Annotated in this window: 19 protein-coding genes; 13 read left to right on the plus strand and 6 right to left on the minus strand. The window is 63.2% G+C overall.

Translation table 11 applies throughout. The annotated features are described in order from the left end of the window. Positions 1-77 precede the first annotated feature (77 nt). Entirely contained in the window at positions 78-1,859 is a 1,782-nt protein-coding gene (locus ASD72_RS19500) for a reverse transcriptase family protein (RefSeq protein WP_056881650.1), read from the minus strand. A 238-nt stretch (positions 1,860-2,097) separates the two neighbouring features. Between ASD72_RS19500 and ASD72_RS19505 the strand changes: the two genes are divergently transcribed. Further along, on the plus strand, positions 2,098-2,724 hold the full coding sequence (locus tag ASD72_RS19505; RefSeq protein WP_056881651.1) for a thioredoxin domain-containing protein: 627 nt from the start codon (positions 2,098-2,100) through the stop codon (positions 2,722-2,724). 105 nt (positions 2,725-2,829) lie between these two features. Here ASD72_RS19505 and ASD72_RS19510 read toward each other — a convergent pair whose 3' ends face one another. Together ASD72_RS19510 and ASD72_RS19515 are read right to left on the minus strand one after the other, a co-directional pair. Next, positions 2,830-5,322: a heavy metal translocating P-type ATPase gene (locus ASD72_RS19510; protein WP_056881652.1), complete on the minus strand. Its 2,493-nt coding sequence runs from the start codon at positions 5,320-5,322 to the stop codon at positions 2,830-2,832. 137 nt (positions 5,323-5,459) lie between these two features. After that, entirely contained in the window at positions 5,460-5,822 is a 363-nt protein-coding gene (locus tag ASD72_RS19515) for a hypothetical protein (protein ID WP_056881653.1), read from the minus strand. A 152-nt stretch (positions 5,823-5,974) separates the two neighbouring features. On the opposite strand from ASD72_RS19515, the gene ASD72_RS19520 reads away from it, so the two are divergent. From ASD72_RS19520 to ASD72_RS19575, 12 genes are all read left to right on the plus strand, one after another. Further along, positions 5,975-6,379 (plus strand): hypothetical protein, encoded by a 405-nt coding sequence (locus ASD72_RS19520; RefSeq protein ID WP_056881654.1) that lies wholly within the window; start codon positions 5,975-5,977, stop codon positions 6,377-6,379. A gap of 54 nt (positions 6,380-6,433) precedes the next feature. After that, positions 6,434-7,702, plus strand: a complete 1,269-nt coding sequence (locus ASD72_RS19525; protein WP_056881655.1) for a TolC family protein — start codon at positions 6,434-6,436, stop codon at positions 7,700-7,702. A 10-nt stretch (positions 7,703-7,712) separates the two neighbouring features. After that, positions 7,713-8,750 carry an efflux RND transporter periplasmic adaptor subunit gene (locus ASD72_RS19530; RefSeq protein ID WP_056881656.1) on the plus strand — a complete coding sequence of 346 codons (1,038 nt, stop codon included), beginning with the start codon at positions 7,713-7,715 and terminating at the stop codon, positions 8,748-8,750. Between the two features lie 11 nt (positions 8,751-8,761). Then, positions 8,762-11,950 (plus strand): CusA/CzcA family heavy metal efflux RND transporter, encoded by a 3,189-nt coding sequence (locus ASD72_RS19535; RefSeq protein ID WP_056881657.1) that lies wholly within the window; start codon positions 8,762-8,764, stop codon positions 11,948-11,950. Positions 11,951-12,031: 81 nt separating this feature from the next. Further along, on the plus strand, positions 12,032-12,928 hold the full coding sequence (locus tag ASD72_RS19540; protein ID WP_056881658.1) for a cation diffusion facilitator family transporter: 897 nt from the start codon (positions 12,032-12,034) through the stop codon (positions 12,926-12,928). Positions 12,929-13,019: 91 nt separating this feature from the next. Further along, entirely contained in the window at positions 13,020-14,639 is a 1,620-nt protein-coding gene (locus tag ASD72_RS19545) for a phosphoethanolamine--lipid A transferase (protein WP_255357667.1), read from the plus strand. Between the two features lie 108 nt (positions 14,640-14,747). Next, the gene (locus tag ASD72_RS19550; RefSeq protein ID WP_056881660.1) at positions 14,748-15,119 is read left to right on the plus strand and encodes a diacylglycerol kinase; all 372 of its coding nucleotides are present in this window, start codon (positions 14,748-14,750) and stop codon (positions 15,117-15,119) included. A gap of 22 nt (positions 15,120-15,141) precedes the next feature. Beyond that, positions 15,142-15,882 carry a hypothetical protein gene (locus tag ASD72_RS19555; protein WP_155944762.1) on the plus strand — a complete coding sequence of 247 codons (741 nt, stop codon included), beginning with the start codon at positions 15,142-15,144 and terminating at the stop codon, positions 15,880-15,882. A gap of 63 nt (positions 15,883-15,945) precedes the next feature. Continuing rightward, complete coding sequence (locus ASD72_RS19560) at positions 15,946-17,649, plus strand: glycosyltransferase family 39 protein (RefSeq protein ID WP_081420486.1); 1,704 nt, start codon at positions 15,946-15,948, stop codon at positions 17,647-17,649. A gap of 70 nt (positions 17,650-17,719) precedes the next feature. Continuing rightward, positions 17,720-18,454, plus strand: coding sequence for a glycosyltransferase family 2 protein (locus ASD72_RS19565; RefSeq protein WP_056881663.1), 735 nt, complete (start codon positions 17,720-17,722; stop codon positions 18,452-18,454). Next, positions 18,451-18,834 (plus strand): lipid-A-disaccharide synthase N-terminal domain-containing protein, encoded by a 384-nt coding sequence (locus ASD72_RS19570; protein ID WP_056881664.1) that lies wholly within the window; start codon positions 18,451-18,453, stop codon positions 18,832-18,834. The genes ASD72_RS19565 and ASD72_RS19570 overlap by 4 nt, the downstream gene beginning before the upstream one ends. Positions 18,835-18,961: 127 nt before the next feature. After that, positions 18,962-19,597: a phosphatase PAP2 family protein gene (locus ASD72_RS19575; RefSeq protein WP_162108746.1), complete on the plus strand. Its 636-nt coding sequence runs from the start codon at positions 18,962-18,964 to the stop codon at positions 19,595-19,597. A 108-nt stretch (positions 19,598-19,705) separates the two neighbouring features. Here the strand turns inward: ASD72_RS19575 and ASD72_RS19580 are convergent, their stop codons facing one another. Genes ASD72_RS19580 through ASD72_RS19590 form a run of 3 tightly spaced genes read right to left on the minus strand, consistent with a single transcriptional unit; the run spans position 19,706 to position 23,025 of the window. Then, complete coding sequence (locus ASD72_RS19580) at positions 19,706-20,668, minus strand: arsenic resistance protein (RefSeq protein WP_056881665.1); 963 nt, start codon at positions 20,666-20,668, stop codon at positions 19,706-19,708. Further along, positions 20,665-22,599, minus strand: coding sequence for a cytochrome c/FTR1 family iron permease (locus ASD72_RS19585; protein WP_056881666.1), 1,935 nt, complete (start codon positions 22,597-22,599; stop codon positions 20,665-20,667). The genes ASD72_RS19580 and ASD72_RS19585 overlap by 4 nt, the downstream gene beginning before the upstream one ends. A 60-nt stretch (positions 22,600-22,659) precedes the next feature. Beyond that, entirely contained in the window at positions 22,660-23,025 is a 366-nt protein-coding gene (locus ASD72_RS19590) for a metalloregulator ArsR/SmtB family transcription factor (protein WP_056881667.1), read from the minus strand. Positions 23,026-23,028: the final 3 nt, after the last annotated feature.

Here is a 23,028-nt window from a genome sequence, read left to right on the forward strand (position 1 = left end):
TGGCTGTCGGTGAAGCGGGACTTCTTCATGGAACCTCCTCGGGAAAGCGTACGAGAAAATTCCACTTCTGGCGTCAGCTAATGGGCGGGGGGATTACCGTGATAGATCTTGTTGGCATGTCGGTCGAAGATGACTGAGTAATGGTTACGCAGTCTTTCGAAAAGGGTGACCGCTAGTGAGCCCTCCTTTCCGTCTTTGCGAGAAACCGCATAGCGATGCAGTGCGCCCAATACGGTATCGGGTACACAGCAGCAGGGCGTCGCTCCCTTGGACACGATGTTGACCTCTGGTGCCTGTAACGGTCGACGCTGGTTCTTGGCTTCCAGCTCGGTGTAGGCGCGGGTCACCGCCTCCTGTACGTCCGCCCTCGAAACCTTTGAACGGTTCTCCTCAACATGTATCGCGATCTCTGCGTCATCAGCAATCTTCAGGGCCGTCTCGAGAATCTCGCAAAGCAGGTCGGTGTAGGTCTTGGCGTACTCGCTCGGGCTAGTCAGCGGCGCCAGGGCGACCATGACCCTGACAGGTGAGGCGGCGATAAGCTTGACCACGGCCTCACGCTGGGACCATGTCGCATCACTCCAATGCAACCCCTTCTGGATGATAGACAGCGGATCGGCTGTCCCGAACGCATCTCCGGCCTCTTCGGCGAACAGCGTCCGTAGTTCTGTATCCAACCGGCCAGGCTCCAGAACGTCGGCAAGGCAGAGCGCGAGAAGCCGTGTGCCATCCGGATGGACGATCTCGGCCTCATCAACGAACCACGAAGCAGGTCGCAGCTGGATGACGGGCCTAGGCTCAAATGATTTGGCGATGTCATTCTCGTCGCATACCTTCTGCCAGGCAGCGCGCAGTCGATGCGCCAGACGCGGTTCGATGCTGGATACATAGTTGACCGTGCCATCCAGACGATTGACGTTGTGCTGTTCGGTGCCCCCCTCGCCGCCCCGCGATAGATGCTCCAGGAAGCCGAACTTCTCGATGTAGTAGAGCTCCTGCCTGAGCTTGTGCTTCATCGCGCGCGGGGCGTGGGGCGCGGCCTTGTCGGCCACGCTCAGGCCGGTGACGTAGTGCTTCTGGCCGAGCTTTGAGGTGCGGAACTTGCTCTTGTTCAGTCGGAAGAAGTGACGCTTGAGTACCGTTTCGATGATCTCTCGTGTGGGCAGTTCGCCATCGCCGGACAACGTAATGTCATCGGCATAGCGTGTGTAGGTGAGCCCCCACTCCTTGGCCAACGCATTCAAATCGTGGTCCAGGGGTGTTGCCACCAGGTTGGCGATCATCGGGCTGGCGTTAAGTCCCAAAGGAAGCGTGCCTTCGATGGTCAGGAAGCGCCCCAAAGCGTTGGTCACTGCCGGCTGCAAGCCTGCCGCTTCCAGGGCGAGCTCGACGCGCGCCAACGTGATGGAGGGAAAGAAGTCCTGAATATCTGCGCTAAGTAGCCGCTTGGCACCCACGTGGCGTCTTGCGTTGTGTCGTGTGGATCGGCCTTTGACGTAGCCAAAGGCGGCCTCATGGGGAAACAGGGAGCCGGGCCGGGAGAGGTAACGCTCCAGTACCCGTGCGGCAGACTTGTGGGCATGCTTGATGACCGGGCTGTGCGCTTCCCACACGACGCGGTACTTGCTCAGATCAAAGCTATCGAGCGAGAGCGTGACGATCCCCCGAGCGTCCTCAACAGGCACCGAGGGCAATGCACGGACGGCCCGCTTGGGGATCAGATGCCGGCGATAGATGCGCTCAGGCTCGCTGTTGTCTGCGATGAACGTGAAGATCTGCGTCGCAACGCCCAGCGCTTTGGCCAGTTGCTCAACGTTGGCCGGTCGAGCCAACTGCGGGATGTAGTCATCAAGGCTCATAGCAGGGGTGGGCGCCGTGCTGGAGAAGCAAGTGATACCGCGATGGCGGACGCGACTCGCGCCCTGAACCACAGGCAGGGACGCCCACCCCTGACTCGATAATATCAGCCGGCGGGGCTCCCGCTAGCTGCATGCATTCGGCTTTGCCGGAAGAGGATCGCAACGGCACTCAGGGCCTGCGCGGCGGCGTTGATGCATCTGCGACAATGCGACTTCCTTGCCCTGGAGATGCCAGCTGATGTCGTTCAAATCCGTCCTGATCGCGCTTGGATTCAGTCTGCTCGTTGCGGTAGGCCCGGTGATGGCTCAAACCCCTACCCGCGCTGCCGCCTTGGCGCCTGCCGGCGCACCGGCTCTGGGACCGGTAACGGCGCCGGTCACGATCGTGGAGTTCTTCGACCCGGCCTGCGAGTCCTGCCGCGCGATGTATCCCCACGTGAAGCAACTGCTGGCCGCCCATCCCAAGGACGTGCGCCTGGTGATCCGCTACGTACCCTTCCATGGGCAGGTATCCAAGGAGGCGATTGGTGTGCTGGAAGCAGCCCGGGAACAGAAGAAGTTTGAGCCGGTGCTGGAGACCTTGATGCGAAACCAGCCTGTGTGGGCCAGCCATGGCGCGTCGGATCCGAAGAAGGTGTGGGAGTTCGCTCTCGCCGCGGGCCTGGACCGCGCACGCGCACAGCGCTATCTGGCGACCGGAGCCGTCGAGACCCTGATCAAACGCGAAGTGGCCGCCGTGGAAGCGGCCGACATTCGCGGCACGCCGACATTCTTCGTCAACGGCAAGCTGCTGTCCGAACTGGGTCCTCAGCAATTGAGCGCGCTCGTGGCAACCGAACTCCAGCGCACCCGTAAGAAGCCCTGATCTTGGCGCGGCCTGCCGAGGTATTCGGCAGGCCGTGACGACGTAGAGAAGGATCACGACGTGGTGCCGCCGCGACCGTGATGTCATCAGCTTGAGGCTGTGGCGTTATGACCTGTCCCTGTAGGCCAGCAGACGCAGCGCGTTGAAGACCACCAACAATGTGGAGCCTTCGTGCACGGCCACCGCCGGACCGATACCGAGACCGAAGATCGTGGCCGGCACGAGGAAGGCGACGATGCCGAGGCTGACGAAGACGTTCTGCCGGATGATGCCGCGCGTGTGACGACTCAAGCCCACGGCGAATGGCAGGTGCTTCAGGTCATCGGCCATCAACGCCACATCGGCCGTTTCCAGGGCAACGTCCGAGCCGGCCGCGCCCATGGCGATGCCGACGGTGGCGTTGGCCATCGCGGGCGCATCGTTGACGCCGTCGCCGACCATGGCGACCTTGTCCTGATCGCGCAGCTTGCGGATCGCCTCGACCTTGTCTTCGGGCATCAGGTCGCCCCACGCCTCATCCAGACCGACCTCCTTGGCCACGGCCTGGGCCACCTTCTGGTGATCGCCAGAGATCATGATCATGCGCTCGATGCCCATGGCCTTCAGGCGCACCAGCGCCTGCTTGGCCGCCTCGCGCGGCGTGTCCATCAAGCCGATCGCGCCGAGCTCCCGATCCCCCAACCGCACGACCATGGTCGTCCTGCCCTGCTCGCGTAACGCGGCGATGGCCGCCGCCGCGGCGGCGCCCAGGGCGGGAACTCCATCCGCGCCGAACATCTCGGCCTTGCCGATCCATACCGGCTGATCGCCCAGACGGGCTTTGACGCCGCGGCCGATCAGGTTTTCCAGATCCGAGGCTGTCGGCAACTTGCCCGCATCCAACCGGCTGCGACCATCACGCGCGATCGCGGCCGCCAGCGGATGATCACTCAGCGACTCCACCGCAACGGCTACCTGCAGCAGCTCGGTCTCCGAGGCGCCGTCCACCGGCACCACATCGATGATGCGCGGGCGCCCTTCGGTCAGGGTGCCGGTCTTGTCGAAGGCCATCGCCTTCAACGAACCCAGATCCTCTAGCGGCGCGCCGCCCTTGATCAGCACGCCCCCACGCGCCGCGCGGGCGATACCGGACAGGACCGCGCTCGGGGTGGCGATGGCCAACGCGCACGGACTGGCGGCCACCAGCACGGCCATGGCGCGATAGAAGCTGTCGCGGAACGGCTCATCCACCACCACCCAGGCAAACAGCAGTAGGAACGCCAGCACCAGTACCGCAGGTACGAAGATCCGCTCGAAGCGATCGGTGAAGCGCTGGGTGGCCGACTTGCGTGTCTCGGCCTCGCTCACCATCTTCACCACCCGCGCCAGCGCGGAATCCTCGGCGCGCTTGGTCACTTCCACTTCGATCGCGCCGGCCCCATTGATGGTGCCTGCGAAGACCCGACTGGCCGCATCGACGCTGTCGGGCCGGCTTCGTGCCAGCGCGGCATCCTCCACCGGCCGCTTGTCCACCGGGATGGACTCGCCGGTCACCGGTGCCTGGTTGATGCTGGAGTTGCCCTTCAGCAGGAACCCATCGGCCGGCAGACGCTCATTGGGACGCACCAGTACCCGATCACCAAGTTGCAGGTCGCCGACCGGAATCTCGGTGGTGGTCTCGCCGCGGATGACGATCGCCGTGTCGGGTGCGAGTTCGGCTAGCGCCTCGATGGCGCGCTTGGCGCGTCCCATCGCGTAGTGCTCCAACGCATGACCCAAGCTGAAAAGGAACAGCAGCAACGCACCTTCGGCCCAGGAGCCTAGCGCGGCGGCGCCGGCGGCGGCGACCAGCATCAAGGTGTCGATTTCAAAGCGCTTGAGCTTGAGGTTGTCGTAGGCCTCGAGCAGCGTGTAGGCACCGCCAAAGACGTACGCACCGATGTAGCAGGCCGTGGACAACCACCCCGGCAATGAGGCGGCGAACTTCTCGATCAGAAAGCCCGCCAGCAGCAATGCACCGCACGTCAGGGCGAAGATCAGCTCGGCGTTGGGGCCGAGCAAGCCGCCGGCGTGGTCGTGGTCGTGCTTCTCCCCCCCGTGCTCGCCCTCTTTGCCGTCATGCGTATGACCGGCGTGATCCTCATGCTGGGACGGCTTGCCCGTCGCCACGCGTGCAACGCCCATGCGCTTCAAGGAGGCTTCCAGTCCGCCCTCGTCGATCTTTTCGCGCTCGAACTCCAGGTACACCGTACCGGCCGAGCTAGCGCGAGCTTCCAGTACGCCAAACACCGAGCTCATCTGTTCGGCCACGTTGCGGGCGCGTCGCTCATGCCCGATGCCGGTGACCGTCCAGGTCACGTGACCGAAGCTTTCCGTGACGCGTGCACCCGCGGCCTGGGCCAGCTCGCGAATGCGAGCCAGCGACATCACCTGCGGATCGAAGTGCACGCACAGTTGGCCCGGCCCCTCCCCCTCGGCAGGTCGAATGTGGACGCGGTCAACGCCGGGCCGCGCGAGCAGTTCGCTCTGCAGGCGCTCGATGCACGCATCGGCGGCATCCCGCACGTGGGGAAGCACAACGGGAATGTCCAGGCGCAACTTGCCAGGGGAGGTATCCATATCGATCTCGTCAGTGCTGCGCAGATGAACCTGAGTGTCCACAGCGCAGGTGAGTGCCACGCGACAGCACGGTCGTTGCGACCGGCGCACGCGATCCCAAAGTAGGGGCTACGCCAAGGCGGCGTGCGCCCGCGCGATCACGCGATGGGTGGGCGTAAGGGGTGCGTAGAGCGCTGGGCCAGCGCCAGGACCGCAGCGATGGGCGTATAGGCCTGACCGGGGATGAGCGGCCCAGGTGCCGGGAAGTCCGGCAGAATCACCGCGTGTGCGCATACGTCCGAATGATGGAACAGGCTGTGTGCGCCTTTGGCGTCTTCACCGGGCACATCGCCGCTGGCGTCGTGCGCGTGCTGAGTGGCGCTGAGATGAGTGGTTTGGTGCTCAAGGCCATGCAACTGCCCGAGCTGGGTCAAGACCGGATGGGCCTGCACTGCCACCGCGACCAGCCACAACACGCCCAAGGCGAGCCAGGTTTTGGCGTTGGCGGTCAGGATGCGCACTCGGTGGCCCCGGCTTGCACGAATGACCCGACGATACCGAACACCCTCGCGTCCGCCAAGCGCTGTTACACCGTAACGCCTTAACAAGAAGCGCTGTTTTCTGAATTACGTGATTGTCTAACGCGCAATGGGCTGACTACCATACCCCCACTATGAAACGCGCCCTGCGCCAACTCAGCCGTCTCCTGCGCCTCCCGGCGCTGGCACTGCTGTTGTTCGCGGTGGTGGCCAATCCGGTGCTGGCGGCCGTGGGCGATATCCACGAGTCGGCCCAGGCCGTGGCCGATCATGCCGATCCGGAGCACTGCGATGTCAGCGATGACGCCACCAGCGCGGTGGTTGATCAGGATGCCGGCGATCAGGACGAGGGTTCGGCCGGCGATCTGCTGCACGCGCTGGTCCATGGCGCCCATGCGTGCGGCCACCCGGTGGCTATTCCCTCGCCCGCCCTTGTGGTCGATCCGCTCGCTCCTCAGGCGATCGCGCCTGTGCACGAGATCCAGCCGCTGGATTCCCTGCAGCCGCTGTCCCTAACCCGTCCCCCGATTACGGCCTAACGCTGCACGCCGGCTTGCCGGTGCATCGTTCTTTCGCCTAATCGGAGATACCTCATGTGGTTGCGACTGGCAGCGTGCGCTGCCTTTTTGGTCGTGCCCGTTGCGTACGCGCAGACGGGGACGGCGCCCTCTTCTACCCTTTCGTTGGACGACGCCATTGCGCGCGTTGCCACGACACACCCTGACCTGCGCATCTTCGACGGACGTCGTCAGGTCCTGGATGCCAATCTGGCATCGGCGGCCCTCAAGCCCCCGATGACCCTCGGCGCAACCATCGAAAACACGCTCGGCACCGGCAACTATCGCGGTTTCAGCGAGGCCGAGCTCACGGTCACCCTGGCTGGGGTGATCGAGCGCGGCGGCAAGCTCAACGCCCGGCAAGCCCTGGCGCTGGCCAACATTGATACGTTGGCGCCGCAGCGTGAGATGGCAAGGCTGGACCTGCTGGCCGAGACGGCGCAGCGTTATCTGGCGGTCACCGCGGCGACCAAGCGCAAGAGCATCGCCGAGTTGGACATTGTTCAACGTAGGCGCGCTGTCGATGCAGCACGTACCCGCCTGACCGCAGGTGCGTCACCTGAGTCCGTCGTGCTCACCGCACAGGCGGCCTTGGCCACGGCCGAGCTGGATCGGGATCGTGCCATTGCCGATGAAGCGGCCACGCGCCAGAACCTGGCGGCCCTGTGGAATGAGCGTACGCCCAGCTTCACCGTGGCGGCGGGCAATCCCTTGGTGCTGCCGGAACTGCAGAGCTTCGATGCACTGAGTGAGTATCTGCAGAACACACCCGAGCTTGCTGAGTTGGCGGGCGTGGAGCGTGTACGTGAAGCCCAACTACGTCTGGCTCGTACGCAAGCTACGCCTGATCTGCAGTGGCAGGCCGGTGGACGCTACAACCGTGCTACGAGCGATGTGGGGTTCATGGCCGGCATCAGCATTCCGCTGGGGTCGGCACGCCGCGCCGCACCGGGCATCCGTGCTGCTGAAGCCGAACTGGCGATGACGCCGATCGAACGCGAGTCCCTGCGCATCGATCTGTACTCCGCGCTCACCAACGCCTACGGCAATTACTCCACGGCACGGTTGGAAGTCGGCCGCCTGCGTACCGACGTGATTCCACGCTTGGAGAAGGCTGAGAAGGCCGCCGAGTACGCGTGGAAAGCCGGTGCGATCAGCTATCTGGAGTGGTCGCAGCTGCAGGCGCAACGCGTGGAAGCCAGCGTGCGCCAACTGCAAGTGGCCGTCGACGCACAAGCTGCCCTGATCGAGATCCAGCGCCTGACCGGGCAGCCGATCGTCGCCAGCGGCACCACCACCCCATAAGGATTTCCAAATGAAGAACGTTGCAAAGATTGCAGCTCCGACGTTGCTGCTGGGCGCTGTCCTGATGCTGGCCGCTTGCGGTGGTTCCAAGGACGCCGCGGAAGAGAAAACGGCGCCTGCCAAAGAGGCCAGCGCAGAGGGTGATGATCACGGCGCCGAAGGCGAAGCCGGGCACGAGGAAGGGGAAGCTGGCCACGGTGAGGAAGCCGGCGGTCATGCAGAAGAAGGTGCCGAGAAGACCACGATCCCGCAGGAAGAAGCTGACAAGAGTGGCGTGAAAGTGGCCAAGGTCAGTGAGGGTGCCATCAAGAACGAGTTGGAAGTCCAAGGCGTGCTGACGCCGATGGAAGGCGGCGTGGCCCAGGTCACTGCGCGCTATCCCGGTGTGGTGCGTGCCCTGCGCGCCAATGTGGGCGATACCGTGCGTCAAGGCCAAGCGCTGGCCGTGGTTCACAGCAATCTCAGCCTCACCACCTACACCATCACCGCACCGATCAGCGGCGTCGTCCTCAGTCGACAAGGAAGTGTCGGTGGCGTAGCCGCCGAAGGCCAGCCGCTGTTTGAGATCGGCGATCTGTCCAAGGTGTGGGTCGACCTGCATGTGTTCGGGGCCGATGCGCAGTACCTGCGTCCGGGCGTGGCCGTCACGGTCAGTCGCCTGTACGACAACGTCAGCGCTACGACGACCATCGAACGCGTGCTGCCCAGCACGTCAACGGCGAGCCAGAGCCTGGTCGCCCGTGCCGCACTGCCCAACGAGGATGGCTTCTGGCGTCCAGGCACCGCGGTCAAGGCGCAAATCACGATGTCCACCAGCGATGCGGGCGTCGTGATTCCGCAGTCGGCCATCCAGAGCATGGACGGCAAGGACGTGGTGTTTGTGCGTGACGGCGATACCTACACGGCGCGGCCGGTGAAGCTGGGTGATCGTGACTCCACGCAAGTGGCCGTGCTGGAAGGCGTGAAGGCCGGCGAGGACATCGTGGTGACCCAGAGCTACCTGGTCAAGGCGGACATCGAAAAGTCCGGCGCGACACACGCGCACTAAAGGAGACCGTCATGCTCGAAAAAATCATAAAAGTCGCGATTAATCATCGCTGGCTGGTCATGACGTTGACGGTGGCCTTGATCGCCATCGGCATCTGGAGTGCCCGTCAGATCCCTATCGATGTCACCCCCGACATCACCAACGTCCAGGTTCAGATCAACACCGAAGCGGCCGGTTACTCGCCACTGGAGGCCGAGCAACGCGTCACGTTCCCCATCGAGACGGCCATGGCCGGTCTGCCGAAGATGGAGTACTTCCGCTCGATCTCCCGCTACGGGCTGTCCCAGGTCACCGTCGTGTTCAAGGACGGGACGGACATTTACTTTGCGCGTCAGCAGGTCTCCGAGCGCGTGGCGCAAGTGAAGGCGCAAATGCCCGAAGGTATCGAACCCACCCTGGGTCCGATTGCCACCGGTATGGGCGAGATCTTCTCCTACACCATCGATGCCGATCCCAAAGCCCGCAAACCCGATGGCACGCCCTACACCGCCACCGATCTGCGTACGCTGCAAGACTGGGTGATTCGTCCGCAACTACGCAACGTTCCGGGTGTGACCGAAGTCAACACCATGGGCGGCTTCAAGCGTGAGGTTCACGTCACGCCTGATCCTGCCAAGCTGCGCTCGCTGGACCTGACCTTTGAAGATGTAGTGACGGCCCTGCAGGCCAACAACCAGAACGTGGGCGCCGGCTACATCGAACGTAACGGCCAGCAGTTCCTGGTGCGTGTGCCGGCACAGGTCTCGGACATTCCTGCCATTCAGAAGATCGTCGTCACCCGTCGTGACGGTGTGCCCATTCGGGTTCGTGATCTGGCCAATGTGGCCGACGGTGAAGAACTGCGTACTGGTGCGGCAACCCAGAACGGCCACGAGGTCGTGCTCGGCTCGGTGGTCATGCTCGTGGGCTCCAACAGCCGTGACGTCTCCCAAGCCGCGGCCGCCAAGCTTCAGGAAGCGGCCAAGAGTCTGCCCAAGGGCGTTACTGCCACGCCGGTGTACGACCGTACCTCGCTGGTGGATCGCACGATTACCACGGTCGCCAAGAACCTGATCGAAGGCGCGTTGCTGGTCATCGTCATCCTGTTCCTGCTGCTAGGCAACTTCCGAGCTGCTCTGATCACGGCTGCGGTGATTCCACTGTCGATGCTGTTCACCTTGACCGGTATGGAGCGCGGTGGCGTGTCGGCCAACCTGATGAGCCTGGGCGCACTGGACTTCGGTCTGATCGTCGACGGCGCGGTCATCATCATCGAGAACTGCCTGCGTCGCTTTGGCGAACGTCAGCATGAACTCGGGCGTGAGATGACGCTGGAAGAGCGTTTTGAAGTGGCCTCCAGCGCATCGGCCGAAGTGATCCGACCGAGCTTGTTCGGTCTGGGCATCATCACCGCCGTCTACCTGCCGATCTTTGCCCTGACCGGTGTGGAAGGAAAGATGTTCCACCCGATGGCCATCACCGTGGTGCTGGCGCTGACGGGCGCGATGATCCTGTCCCTGACCTTCGTGCCCGCTGCCGTGGCGATGTTGCTCGGTGGCAAGGTCGAAGAGAAAGAGAACTGGCTGATGCGCTGGTTCCGTGGGCGCTACGAACCTTTGCTGGATCTGAGCCTGCGTAGCGGCAAGCTGGTGGCCATCGGTGCGATCGCCCTGCTGGTTGGCAGTGGGCTGCTCGCCTCTCGCATGGGTAGCGAGTTTGTTCCCAGCTTGGATGAGGGCGACTTCGCGCTTCAGGCCATGCGTATTCCCGGCACCAGCATGACCCAGTCCTTGGGCATGCAACGCATCGTGGAAGAACGTTTGCTGCAGTTCCCAGAAGTGGAGCGAGTGTGGTCGAAGATTGGTACGGCTGAGGTCGCCTCCGACCCGATGCCGCCGTCGGTGGCTGACACCTTCGTGATGGTCAAGCCGCGTGATCAGTGGCCCAACCCGCGCAAGCTCAAGGCGGACCTGGTGGCGGAAGTTGAGGCGGAGATGAAGAAGATCCCCGGCAACAACTACGAGTTCACCCAGCCGATCCAAATGCGTACCAACGAGCTGATTTCGGGCGTGCGCGCGGACGTGGCGATCAACCTGTACGGCGATGACCTGGATACGTTGCTGGAAGTGGGCCAGAAGATCGAGGCCGCCGCCCGCAAGGTACCCGGTGCAGCTGACGTTCGCCTGGAACAGGCTGCTGGCCTGCCCATGCTCTCGGTGCTGCCCGATCGGGATGCCTTGGCACGCTATGGCCTGAATCCGGCTGACGTGCAGCGCAACGTGGCCACGGCCATCGGTGGTGAGGTGGCGGGCCAGCTGTTTGAAGGCGATCGACGCTTCGACATTGTCGTGCGTCTGCCGGAACAGCAGCGCCTGGATCCCACCGCGCTCTCGGCATTGCCCATCTCGCTGACGGCGGCCATCGCGGCCAACCAGGCTGATGAGTCGGTGGGTACGCAGGCCAACGCCGCGCAGGCGCAGGTCGTCCCGCTGAGTTCAGTGGCGCGCGTAGAGATCTCCGAGGGCGCCAACCAGATCAACCGCGAAAACGGCAAGCGACGCATCATCGTGACCGCCAACGTTCGCGATCGAGACCTGGGTAGCTTCGTCTCGGAACTGCAGTCGACTATCGACAAGCAGGTCACGGTACCGACCGGGTACTGGATCGAGTACGGCGGCAGCTTCGAGCAGTTGATCTCGGCCAGTAAGCGTCTGTCCATCGTCGTGCCGGTGACCCTGGTGCTGATCTTCGCCTTGCTGTTCATGGCCTTTGGTTCGGCCAAGGACGCGCTCATCGTCTTCAGCGGGGTCCCGCTGGCCTTGACCGGTGGCGTACTGGCGCTGGCACTGCGCGGAATTCCGCTGTCGATCTCGGCAGGCGTGGGCTTTATCGCCCTGTCCGGTGTGGCGGTGCTCAACGGCCTAGTGATGATCAGCTTCATCCGAAGCTTGCGCGAGAGCGGACAACCCATGGCCGAAGCCATTCGGGAAGGTGCGCTCACACGTCTGCGCCCCGTCCTGATGACGGCATTGGTCGCATCGTTGGGCTTCGTCCCGATGGCGCTCAATGTCGGTGCGGGTTCGGAAGTGCAGCGTCCGCTGGCCACCGTGGTCATTGGCGGAATCATCTCCTCCACGTTGCTGACGCTGGTGGTACTGCCGGTGTTCTACCGGTGGGTGCACACCCGCTTCAATCGCACCCCGGCGCACATGAAATCGTGACAGGGCACGGCGGCGGTGTACGCACCGCCGCCATACCCCGTTCCTAGCCGCTCTTTTGCATCTGTTCTTAGGAGAACACGCATGAGCACAGGGCATGATCATGGAACGTCCGAGATCCGGTACGAGAAGCCCCTATGGTGGGCGCTCGGCCTGACTTCCACGTTCCTCATCGCCGAGATCATCGGCGGTCTGGTAACAAATAGCTTGGCGCTGCTATCCGATGCGGCGCACATGATGACCGATGTCATCGCCCTCACCGTGTCGCTGATCGCGGTGCGTATGAGTCGACGTCCGGCTGATGCTCGCCGCACCTATGGCTATGCCCGTATGGAAGCCATCGGCGCGATCATCAACGGCGGTCTGTTGTTCGTGGTTGCCGGTTACATCCTGTGGGAGGCGGTCGGGCGCTTTCGTGAGCCGCCTGAAGTTGCGTCCACGGGCATGTTGGTCATCGCCACCCTGGGTCTGATCGTCAACCTGATCTCTATGCGTCTGCTACGGGCCGGCAGTGGCACCAGCCTGAATGTGAAGGGTGCCTACCTGGAGGTCTGGAGCGACATGCTCGGATCGGTGGGTGTGATCATTGGTGCGATTGTCATCAAGGTCACGGGCTGGACGCTGGTCGATCCGATCATTGCGGTGTTGATCGGCCTGTGGGTGCTACCCCGTACCTGGACCCTGCTCAAGCAGGCCGGCCATATCCTGATGCAGGGTGTGCCGGAAGGCATGGACGTAGCGGCCATCCGTAAGCGGCTTATCGAGATGCCGGCCGTGCAGGAGGTCCATGATCTGCACGTGTGGTCGCTGGGGACTGGGCAGGTCGTGCTGACGGCTCACATCGTTCTGGCGGCGGGAGTGCCCGATCCGGACACGATCCAAGTCGAACTCTCCCGGGTGATCGAGCAGCAGTTCGATATCCATGATGTGACTTTGCAGGTGGAACGCACTTCGTGCAGAAGCGAGGTGGGCCATGCCTGACCGGAATCTAGCGAGTTTCCGCAAGGTGTTCGCCCGATTCCAAGACACATCGCTCCGAGGTTCAACAAGCGCACACCGTCCGCGTTGGCGGGTGGCGCTGAGCCTGGAGCTGGTCATCCTGATGGTTGCCGTCTTCTTTGCGTTCACCGCAAACGGCGCCTTCTGGGCCAGTGTCAAAGAATCAGGCGTCCTGAGCGGCGCGAGAGAACTGCGTTTCTACATCGGGGTGACCGCCGCCCTGGTCGGCTTGCATGCGTTGCTGTTCGGCTTGGTGCTCAACCGTTGGATTGCCCGACCTGTTCTGGCGGTCCTGCTGGTGGCCACCGCTTCGGCGGCCTACTTCGCTAGCACGTATGCGGTCTATCTGGATCCGAGCATGGTCCGGAACGTGATCAGAACCGATACGCAGGAGGCGCGCGAGTTACTGACGTGGGACATGCTGGGAACCGTCCTGTTGATGGGCGTGCTGCCTGCTGCCGCGTTGTGGCTGGTGCACTTTCCTCGGGTGTCGATCAAGCGAGCGTTGTTGCGGCGGACGTTGTTCCTGGGCGCGATGTTTCTGATTGCATGCGTCGGGGTGATGGCGACGTTCCAGGATCTGTCATCGCTGATGCGCAATGACAAAGCGCTGCGCTACCTGATCGCGCCGGGCAACTACCTGGCGTCCATCACGCGCGTGCTCAGCCAAGAGGCCGGGAGCCCAAAGCTGCCGCGCCAGGTCGTGGCGGCCGATGCCCGGCAGCAGGCGCACGCGCCCTCGACCAAGTCCCACCTGTTGGTGGTCGTGGTTGGCGAGACCGTGCGCGCCCAGAACTGGGGCTTAAACGGCTACGAACGGCAGACCACGCCTCAGCTGTCGAAGTTGAACGTCATCAACTTCAGCGACGTCACTGCGTGCGGGTCCAACACGGAAGTCTCCGTGCCCTGCATGTTCTCCCTTGCTGGCCGGCGCAACTACGACCGCGAGAACATCGTGGGTTCCGAGTCGCTGCTACACGTGCTGGAGCGGGCCGGCGTCAAGACGTTGTGGCGGGACAACCAGACCGGCTGCAAGGGCGTCTGCGATGGTTTGTCCTTCGAGTCCTACCGCAAGCCGCCGGAGAGCTCGCTGTGCGATGACCAGGCCTGCCGTGATGCGGTGATGCTGCAAGGTTTGCACGATGTGATCGATGACAACCCCGGCGACACGGTGGTGGTTCTGCATCAACTGGGCAATCACGGGCCGGCGTACTTCAAACGCTATCCGGAAGCACTCCGTCAGTTTCGGCCTGACTGTCGTTCCTCGGATCTGGGCAGCTGCACGCGGCAAGAGATCGTCAACGCCTACGACAACGCCATCCTGGAAACGGATGACTTCCTGTCCAAGACGATCCAGATGCTCTCGCAAGACACCACGCACGACACGGCGATGATCTATGTCTCCGATCACGGCGAGTCGCTGGGCGAAGGCAACGTCTATCTGCACGGCTTGCCCTACTCCATTGCGCCGGACACCCAGATCAAGGTGCCGATGGTGGCCTGGCTTTCACCGGGCATGGCCAGCGGTAAAGGCGTCAACACCGCGTGCGTGCGTAGTCGGGCAAGCCAGCCGATCAGTCACGACAACCTGTTCCATTCCGTGCTCGGTCTGATGCAGGTCAGCACTACGGCTTACGACCCGAAGCTCGATGTGTTTTCGGGATGCCAGACCACGGCAGGAGCCTCGCCATGAGGCTCCCGTATTGCCCCTCACCTCTCGCCCGGCACCTGTTGCCAGGCCTTCGGCCGCTTCGAACCACGCGCTTGAAGCAGTCACTCACTTCTTCTCAAGGAGTCTCCCATGGCTGACGGTTATGGCCACCTGCCGCGTGGCCCCAAGCGTTTGATGATGGCGGCACGTTGGTCTGCTCAAGGACTGCGTGCGGCTTGGCTGCATGAGTCTTCTTTTCGTCTCGAGGTAGTGCTCGCCCTGGTGCTTGCGCCTTTGGGCCTGCTGCTGGGCGAGACCGGTGTAGAGCGTGCACTGCTGGCCACCACGGTCTTGCTGGTGCTACCGGTCGAACTACTTAACTCAGCGATCGAAGCAGTCATCGAGCGCTACGGCCCCGAGCACCACGAACTGGCCGGCCGCGCCAAAGACATGGGCTCGGCTGCGGTTTTCATGACGTTGGCGGTTACCGCCCTGACATGGCTGGCCATCTTGGCCAGCTGATGTCACCGGGCTGGAGGTTGATATGGCGTACATACTTTTTGGAGCACTGCTCTTTGCTGTGGGCTGGGGCCTGAAATCGGCGATGTCGGTTCCACACCCTGATGGCCTGACCGTCATCCTCAGCAGCACCGTCGTGCTGGTGGGCTCGCTGTTCTGGGTAGTAGTGACGCTGCACGCGCTGGATCTGCTGGTGGCGTTCAGACGCGACGATCGCCGGTACCTGTCTGAGTTCGCTGCGGCGATGCGGCCACGACTGCGTGAGTTGCTGGTGGCAACGCCGGTGATGTTGCTCGGCTTGCTCATCGCCTATCGATCCGTGGGCACCGCCGGCACCGTGGTCGCCGCTTTGGAGGCGCCGTTCTACGCGCTCGCCATCGCGTCGGCGCTGATGGCCAGACCCCTGCAGGCCACGCCCGTGCGTCGGCGACGCACGGGCATCGTGCTGAGCGTGATTTACGGCGCCCTGTTCGCGATCACGGCTGTCTTGCAATCAGTCGTGGCCACCCGTACGGGCATGCAGGGCGCCGCGCCGTGGCTGGGGGTGACGTCGGCCCTGGCCGCGATCGCGGCCTTTGTGTCGGCGGCCAAGTTCAGATCCTCGATCGAGCAGGCACGCGCTCTGTCATCGCCGGTGATCGAGAGCCTCGGCAATCCCTTTCCCAGTCATCAGAACGGGCCGTCCTCTCCCGACAGCCCATCGTCGCGTTTGCGCAAAGGTCCGTCCCCGCCGCATGGCGGGCGAAAGCGTCGACGCCGCTTCTAGATCGCGCGATCCCGCACTGAAGTTCTTGAGTCCTTTTCATCTGTTTGCACGAGCGATACGCCGATGCGTCATTCCCTTAGCGACCTTTCTCCCGGCCAAACCTGGCTCTTGATCCTGCTGGTCATCACGGCGCTGTTGGCGGGCCTGGGGCTACGCGAGCCGATGCCCGCGGATGAGCCCCGCTTTGTGCTGGCGGCCAAGACCATGGTGGAAACCGGCCAATGGCTGTTCCCCTACCGAGGTATTGAGCTCTACGCCGAGAAGCCGCCCACCTTCATGTGGCTGCAGGCGGCCAGTTATGTCTTGGTGCGCAGCTGGGATGTGGCGTTCCTGCTGCCCTCCCTGCTGGCGGCGCTGCTGACGTTGTGGCTGACGGGCGACATTGCCCGGCGCCTGTGGGGCAAGCGCACGACCGACTACACCGTGTTGGGCCTGTTCGTCTGCCTGCAGTTCGTGCTGCAAGCCAAGCGCGCGCAGATCGACATGGTGCTGGTGGGCATGACCACGCTCTCGCTATGGGCGCTGGTGCGCTACCTGCTTGAAAAGCCCAGCCCCTGGCTGCTGATGGTGGGCACCTTCGCCGCTGGCTTGGGCACGGTCACCAAGGGCGTGGGCTTTCTGCCGTTGTTGGTGTTCGTGCCTTGGCTGTGGGTGCGGTGGAAGTCGCCCCACCTCCTGCCCTCGCACCGAGGGGTGCATGTGCTGGCCGGCATTGCGGGTTTTGTGCTGGGCGCGGGTGTGTGGCTGGTACCGATGCTGGCCACGGTGGCGGCCTCATCGGATCCGGCCCTGCACACCTACGCGCGGGAAATGCTGTTCAAGCAGACCGGCACCCGCTACGCCAATGCCTGGCACCACGTAAAACCCGCTTGGTACTACCTACAGACCATGCTCACGCTGTGGCTGCCAGGCGTGCTGCTCGCGCCGTGGTTGCTGCCGGCGTGGTGGCGGCGTGTGCGTCGCGTGGACCCGCGTTACGCGCTACTGCTCGGTTGGGCGCTGCTGGTGCTGGTCTTCTTCAGTGCCAGCCCGGGCAAGCGCGAGGTCTACATCTTCCCGATGCTGCCCGCCCTGGCCATCGCGGCCGCTCCCTTGTTGGCGGGTTTGCTGCGTCGTCGCGGCGTTCGCGCCGTGCTGTGGTCCTACTTGTCGGTAGTGGTCACCGTTACCGCTGCCCTGGGGCTGTGGTTGCTGACCGCCTCACCCGAGCGCGTGCATGGCCTGCTCGACGGCCGCGGCATGGACATGGGCACGGTCAAGCAGGTCAGTGGATGGCTGCTGGGCTTCACCGTCGTGAGCCTGGTTGTGATGCTCGCCGCACGCCGGTGCGTGGTGCTTGCGCTGGTGGCCGTCACCGCCTCGCTGTGGATCACCTATGGCGTGGGGCTCATGCCGGCGCTCAGTCCGGACAGTTCTGCCAAAGCACTGATGCAGCGCGTGGAAACGACCATCGATCTGGATGCCGAGCTGGCCATGCTCGGCTGGCGCGAACAGCACCTGCTCCAGGCCGAGCGATCGGTTACCGAGTTCGGCTTCAAGAAGCCCTGGGTGGAGCAGTGGCAGCAGGCGCACGCCTGGCTCCTGCAGGACCCCACACGACGCTGGCTGTTCCTGCGCAAGGAAGCCATCGGGCCTTGCCTGGATCCAACGCAGGTCATCGACATCGGCGCCTCCAATCGACGCGCCTGGATTCTGGCACCGGGTACGGCCTGGATCCCGGACTGCGAGGTTCCGGCCACGTGGTCAGCCGATGTCAGTGAAGACTGAGTCCTCCTTCTCCTTTCCCGCACGCCCTTCTACTGAGTCCTTCGCCATGCAAAGCCCGTCGCTGCCCCGGATGCCCAGTCTGTCGGTCGTCATTCCCGTCTTCAATGAACGCGGCAACATCGGCCCGCTCGTGCAGGAGGTGGTGCACCACCTGCGCGGCAAGATCGCCTTCGACATCATCTGTGTGGACGATCGCTCCGACGATGACACACGCGAGGTGCTCGGCTGGCTAAAAGCCGAGGTGCCCGAACTGCGGGTGTTGCTGCACCATCAACGCAGTGGGCAAAGCACCGCCATCCGCAATGGCGTCAAGCACGCGTTCTCGCCCTGGATCGCCACGCTCGATGGCGATGGCCAGAACGATCCAGCCGATATCCTCAAACTGCTAGCGGCTCGCCAAGCCGCGTCACCGCAGGTGCGGCTGTTCGCCGGCTGGCGCACCGAGCGCAAGGACACGGCCAGCAAGCGCTGGGCTTCGCGATGGGCTAATCGCATCCGGCAATCGCTGCTGCGGGATGACACGCCCGATACCGGCTGTGGCATCAAGCTGTTCGACCGCGCTGCCTTCTTGGACCTGCCCTACTTCGACCACATGCACCGCTACCTGCCGGCACTGATGCAGCGCGCCGGCTGGAAGACCCTCAGTGTGCCGGTCTCCCACCGATCGCGGGGATCGGGCCAGTCCAAGTACACCAACCTAGGCCGTGCCCTGGTGGGCATCCGTGACCTGATGGGCGTGGCTTGGCTGATCCAGCGCAGCCACGTGACCGCCACCAGCGAGCTCAGTGCCGGCTCCAAGTCATGAGCGTCATGGACCAGGAAATCCTGTGGCTGAGCTGGACGGGCTTGCACACCACGCCCTGGAAGCTCATTGGCCTGACTGGCGCGGCCTTGTTCGGCGTGCGCTGGCTGGTCCAGTTCGTGGCGTCCAGACGCGCCGGCCGGCCGGTGATCCCGCGCTTGTTCTGGTACATGAGCTTGTGCGGCAGCCTGATGGCCTTGAGCTACTTCCTGTTCTCTTCCAAGCAAGATGCCGTGGGCGTCGTGCAGAACCTGCTGCCCGCCTTTACCGCCGCCTACAGCCTGTATTTGGATATCCGCGTGCACCGAAGGCACGACCGGGCTGGTCGCCAGGGCCAGCAAGCACCGGGTGAAGCGGGCGCGCTGGATCGCCTCAATGACTGAGGAGGTCTCCGCATTCGACACGCGCCCTAGGCCTGTCCCAGAGGCGGCAAGTCCGCCCAACACTCCCATCTCTCTGCCCGCTCACTTCAACGTCTGGTGGGGCCTACTGTTACCGGCCGCCACCCTGATGACGCTCACCGTCGTCCTGACTGGTGAGTGGGACATGCGCGTGGCCTCTTGGGTCTACGCCTGGGGCGACAACGCGTGGAGCTACAAGAACGGGTTCTGGACGGAGCAGATCATCCACAAGGCCGGACGAGCTGTTACCACTGTCGGTGTGCTGACGGTCCTTGTCCTGATCGCCATGACCTACCTTCGCCCGCGCCTTCGGGGCTGGCGAGGACCGGCGATCAGGCTGTTCACCGCGATCGCGATTTCTACGGCGCTGGTGTCCATCCTGAAGCGATACTCGGGGTTGGACTGTCCGTGGAGCATTGCAGGCTTGGGGGGAAGCAACCCCTATCTCACCCTCTTCGACTTCAGGCCATTGAAGAGCGGCTGTTTCCCCTCCGGACACGCTAGCAGTGGATACGCGTGGCTTGCCTTGTACTTCTTCTTTGCCGAGGTCCGCGTCAAGCATAGATGGACAGGGCTGGCGGTGGGCATGACTGTAGGACTTCTGTTTGGCATTGGTCAGCAACTACGGGGAGCGCACTTTCTCTCGCACGATGTCGTGACCGCGCTGATCTGCTGGGTCGTGCCTGCGAGTCTATTCATGCTGCGAGCGCGTCATCGTCAGCCACCACGGGGTGCAGCGGGCTGAGTGCACGACTTTTTCGACGTTATGTCAGCCAATTCCGGATAAAGAATATCGACTCTCAATGAATGTCAACTCTCGTCCAGAAGCGGGGATATCGATACCGATACGAGTCTAGTTCTTGGCTAGGAGGGGTATCGCACGGATATACAGAAGCATCGCGGCCAGTTCGACAATGGTTTGGGTCACGATGACGGCTGGGATGATCGGTAAGGCGTCGGGCACGGCGAGCGCCAACGGCAAAACTACCAACGAGTTGCGAGTTGCTGCTGCAAAGCCGACCGCTCGGCCTGCTGGTGCTGGCAGCTTGAATGCGCGTGCCACGACCAGTCCCAAGATGGGCGCGATGATCGCGAAGGCTAGATAGAAAGGTAGCGCGTCCATAGCAGCGCTTACTGCTAAGCTCAGTTGGGGCGTCACAGCCGCAATGACGATCAGTAGCACAAGTGCCGTGGCTGGCACAGGAAGAAGCCCACCTACACGTGTGAGCGTCGCAATGCCGCTGAACTTTGGAGATAGCGCTTGCAGGGTGGCAGCCAGCGCCATCGGCATGACGATCAAGATGACGAACGCGTGCAGGAACGGTCCTGGTTTTACCAAGCTCGAGGACTCAGCCCCTAGCAGCAGATTCAGATACACCGGCAACAGCAGCATCTGCACAATCAACAGCACGGGTGTGGCGGCCAGCAGTAACGAGGAATCAGACTTCCCAAGGTGCGAGAACGTCACGACATAGTCGATGCACGGACAAAGCAGCACGAACAGCATCGCGATGCGGATCAGAGGATCCCCAGGGAACAACGGCAAGGCCAAGGCCACCAACATCGGTATCACGATGAAGTTGGCCACCAGCAAGGCGCCCATGAAGCGTACGTTCCGCAGCGAGTCCCGGATGCGCGACAGGGGAACCTGGAGGAAGGTCACGAAGAGCATGACGCCCAGTGCAGGGTTGATCGCCGACTCAAGCGCCTCTGTGCCAGGCACCAGCATCGCCAGTACGAATCCGAGCACCAGCGCCACAAAGTAGATGGGCGTCTGGACGTGCTCAAGCCGCTCGCGCGTCAGCTCCCGATTCATGGGGCAGCTACCTCGGATTTGGCGGGCCGATTAGCCAGCCAGAAGCCGACAGCCAGAATCAACGCGGTGGTGATCTGCGCGCCGATGCCCTCAACTGTCGGATACAAGCCCAGCAACTCGACCCGCGGACCACCGTCGAGCCAAGAGATGGGCAAGTAGCCTGCTTCCTGCAGCGCCGAGACGGCCTTGCCGATGAGCACTACAGCCAGCACGGCAATCAGCAGCGAGCTGTACCGGAAGAACTGGCCGATCGGCAAGCGCCGGCTGTATCGCATCATCAACCAGGCAATGACGACCAGAACGATGGATGCCGAAAGGCCGCCAGCGATAACGCTGCTGGCATTGCCTTGGCTCCAGATGGCGGCATAGAACAAGATGGTCTCAAACACTTCCCGATAGACCACCACGAAGATCAGACCCAGCAGGAACAGACCCGACTTCCGGCTCAGCGCCTGACCCAACTTATCGCGTACGTAGCGTTGCCAGTTCTCCGCATGGCTCTTGCCGTGCATCCAAATGCCCACCCACACCAGCACCACCGCCGCCAGCAACGATCCGAACCCCTCGGACAGTTCTCGGCTGGCCCCGCTGATGGAGATGACCCAAGTGGCCAGCACCCACGTCACGATGCCGGCCCCTAATGCCGACACCCAGCCTGCATGGACCCATGGCAGCATTTCGGTCCGCTCGGCTTTGCGCAGCAGTGCGATCATCGCGATAACAATCAGCAACGCCTCCAGCCCTTCGCGGAGCAGGATGGTGAAAGCCGCCACGAAGCTGGCTACGGCCGATGTCTGGCCCTGATCTAGCACCTGTTCGGCTAGGGCGAAGAGATCGTCCAGGGCCGTGACCTGGCCTTGGAGTTCATCGGCAGCCACATTGGCCGCAATACCCGATCGCACGCGCGCCATGGCCGCTTCGATCTTCACCATCAAGGCGTTGTCGCGTGCCGCCAGCAGCGGCTCCACTGGCTCAAATCCGTCCAGATACGCAGACAGTGCCAAATCCTTGGCCTGTGTAGGTTGTCCGGCGCGGTAGGCCGTCATCGCCTCCTCAAGCAATTTGCGCGAGGTCGCCAACGCCGAGCTGACATCCTGTGCCTGTGAGGCGTCCGGATGACGACGCAAGTACGCCACGATGGCTGAGGCCTGTTCTGCCGATCCCACCGTTGTGCCCAATGCGGCGGGCGTAGTGCTGACGTAGGCATCGAAGTTGAGCTTGGCGCGCAGCGCCGCATCGCCTTCAATCAGCTTCTTTCCGGCATCGACCTGATCTTCCGGATACGCCATGGCCCCTACGTAGGTCGCCAGTGCCCAGCGATCCTCGACCGGCAAGCTCGCGTAGCTCACCATCGAGGTGCCTTCCAGGCCTTGGTCGATGACCTGGTAAAGGGCAAAGACGCTGCGCTCCTCGGCGCGCGCGCGATCGGTGAAATCAATCGGTGGGGGATCCAAGCCTGCACCGGCGGGTCCATCACCTGCACCCGAGGGGCCATGGCAGGCCGCACACAGCTGCGCGTAGAGAACCTTGCCACGTCCGTAATTGGGCGATTGCATTGGAAGCAGGGGAATCGGATAGGCCTTCACCAGGAGCGCAGCCAGCGCACGCGCTTGCTCTGCGATCTGCTCAGGCGCAGCTTTTGCCTGGATTGCCCCCTGCAGTGCAGTCGCATCTTGCTTCAACTGCGCGGATTCGGCTTTAGCGGGCAGCTGACCGATGGCCTCGGCAGCGGTCGCCGAGAATTCCTTCATCTCGGCGTACTCAACCTCGTTGACCACCTCGCCCTCGCGGACGGCCTCCCGATAGTCGACGGCGATGTAGTCCAGTAGCCGCCACGTCGTGGGCACGTTCTTCTCGGACGCAAAGGAGACATTGCTATGCAGGAGCGCCGCCAGGCCTGCAAGCACGAGGACGATCGATCGAAAGGTCATGTAGGTATCAACAGTAGGGAGAGGGGCCGGCTGGCGGCTATGCGTGATGGCGGCGGCTGATCACGGCAGTTCGTCAGGTCCCGTGGGACGTCCAGTGCATTGCGCGAACAACTTGATCGCCTTGTCGCAGTAGATGCAGTGCCCATGGCAACAGTCGTGCATCAAGAACGCGACAAGATCCGAGAGCGCGGGGAAGTCCGCGCTGTAGATGATCGATTTGCCCTCTCGGCGAGCCAGCGTTAACCCAGCCTGCTCCAGTTCCTTGAGGTGAAATGACACCCGGGAGGGTTGTGCGCCATCGAGCGCGGCGGCGATCGCGCCTGCAGACATGCCGTCCGCGCCGGCCACGACGAGCATGCGAACGATGCGCAGACGATCCGCATGGGCGATGGCCCCGAATCCCCGTAGCGCCGCGGTCTCGTTCATTTC

This window comes from Pseudoxanthomonas sp. Root630, assembly GCF_001427585.1.
Lineage (GTDB): Bacteria > Pseudomonadota > Gammaproteobacteria > Xanthomonadales > Xanthomonadaceae > Pseudoxanthomonas_A.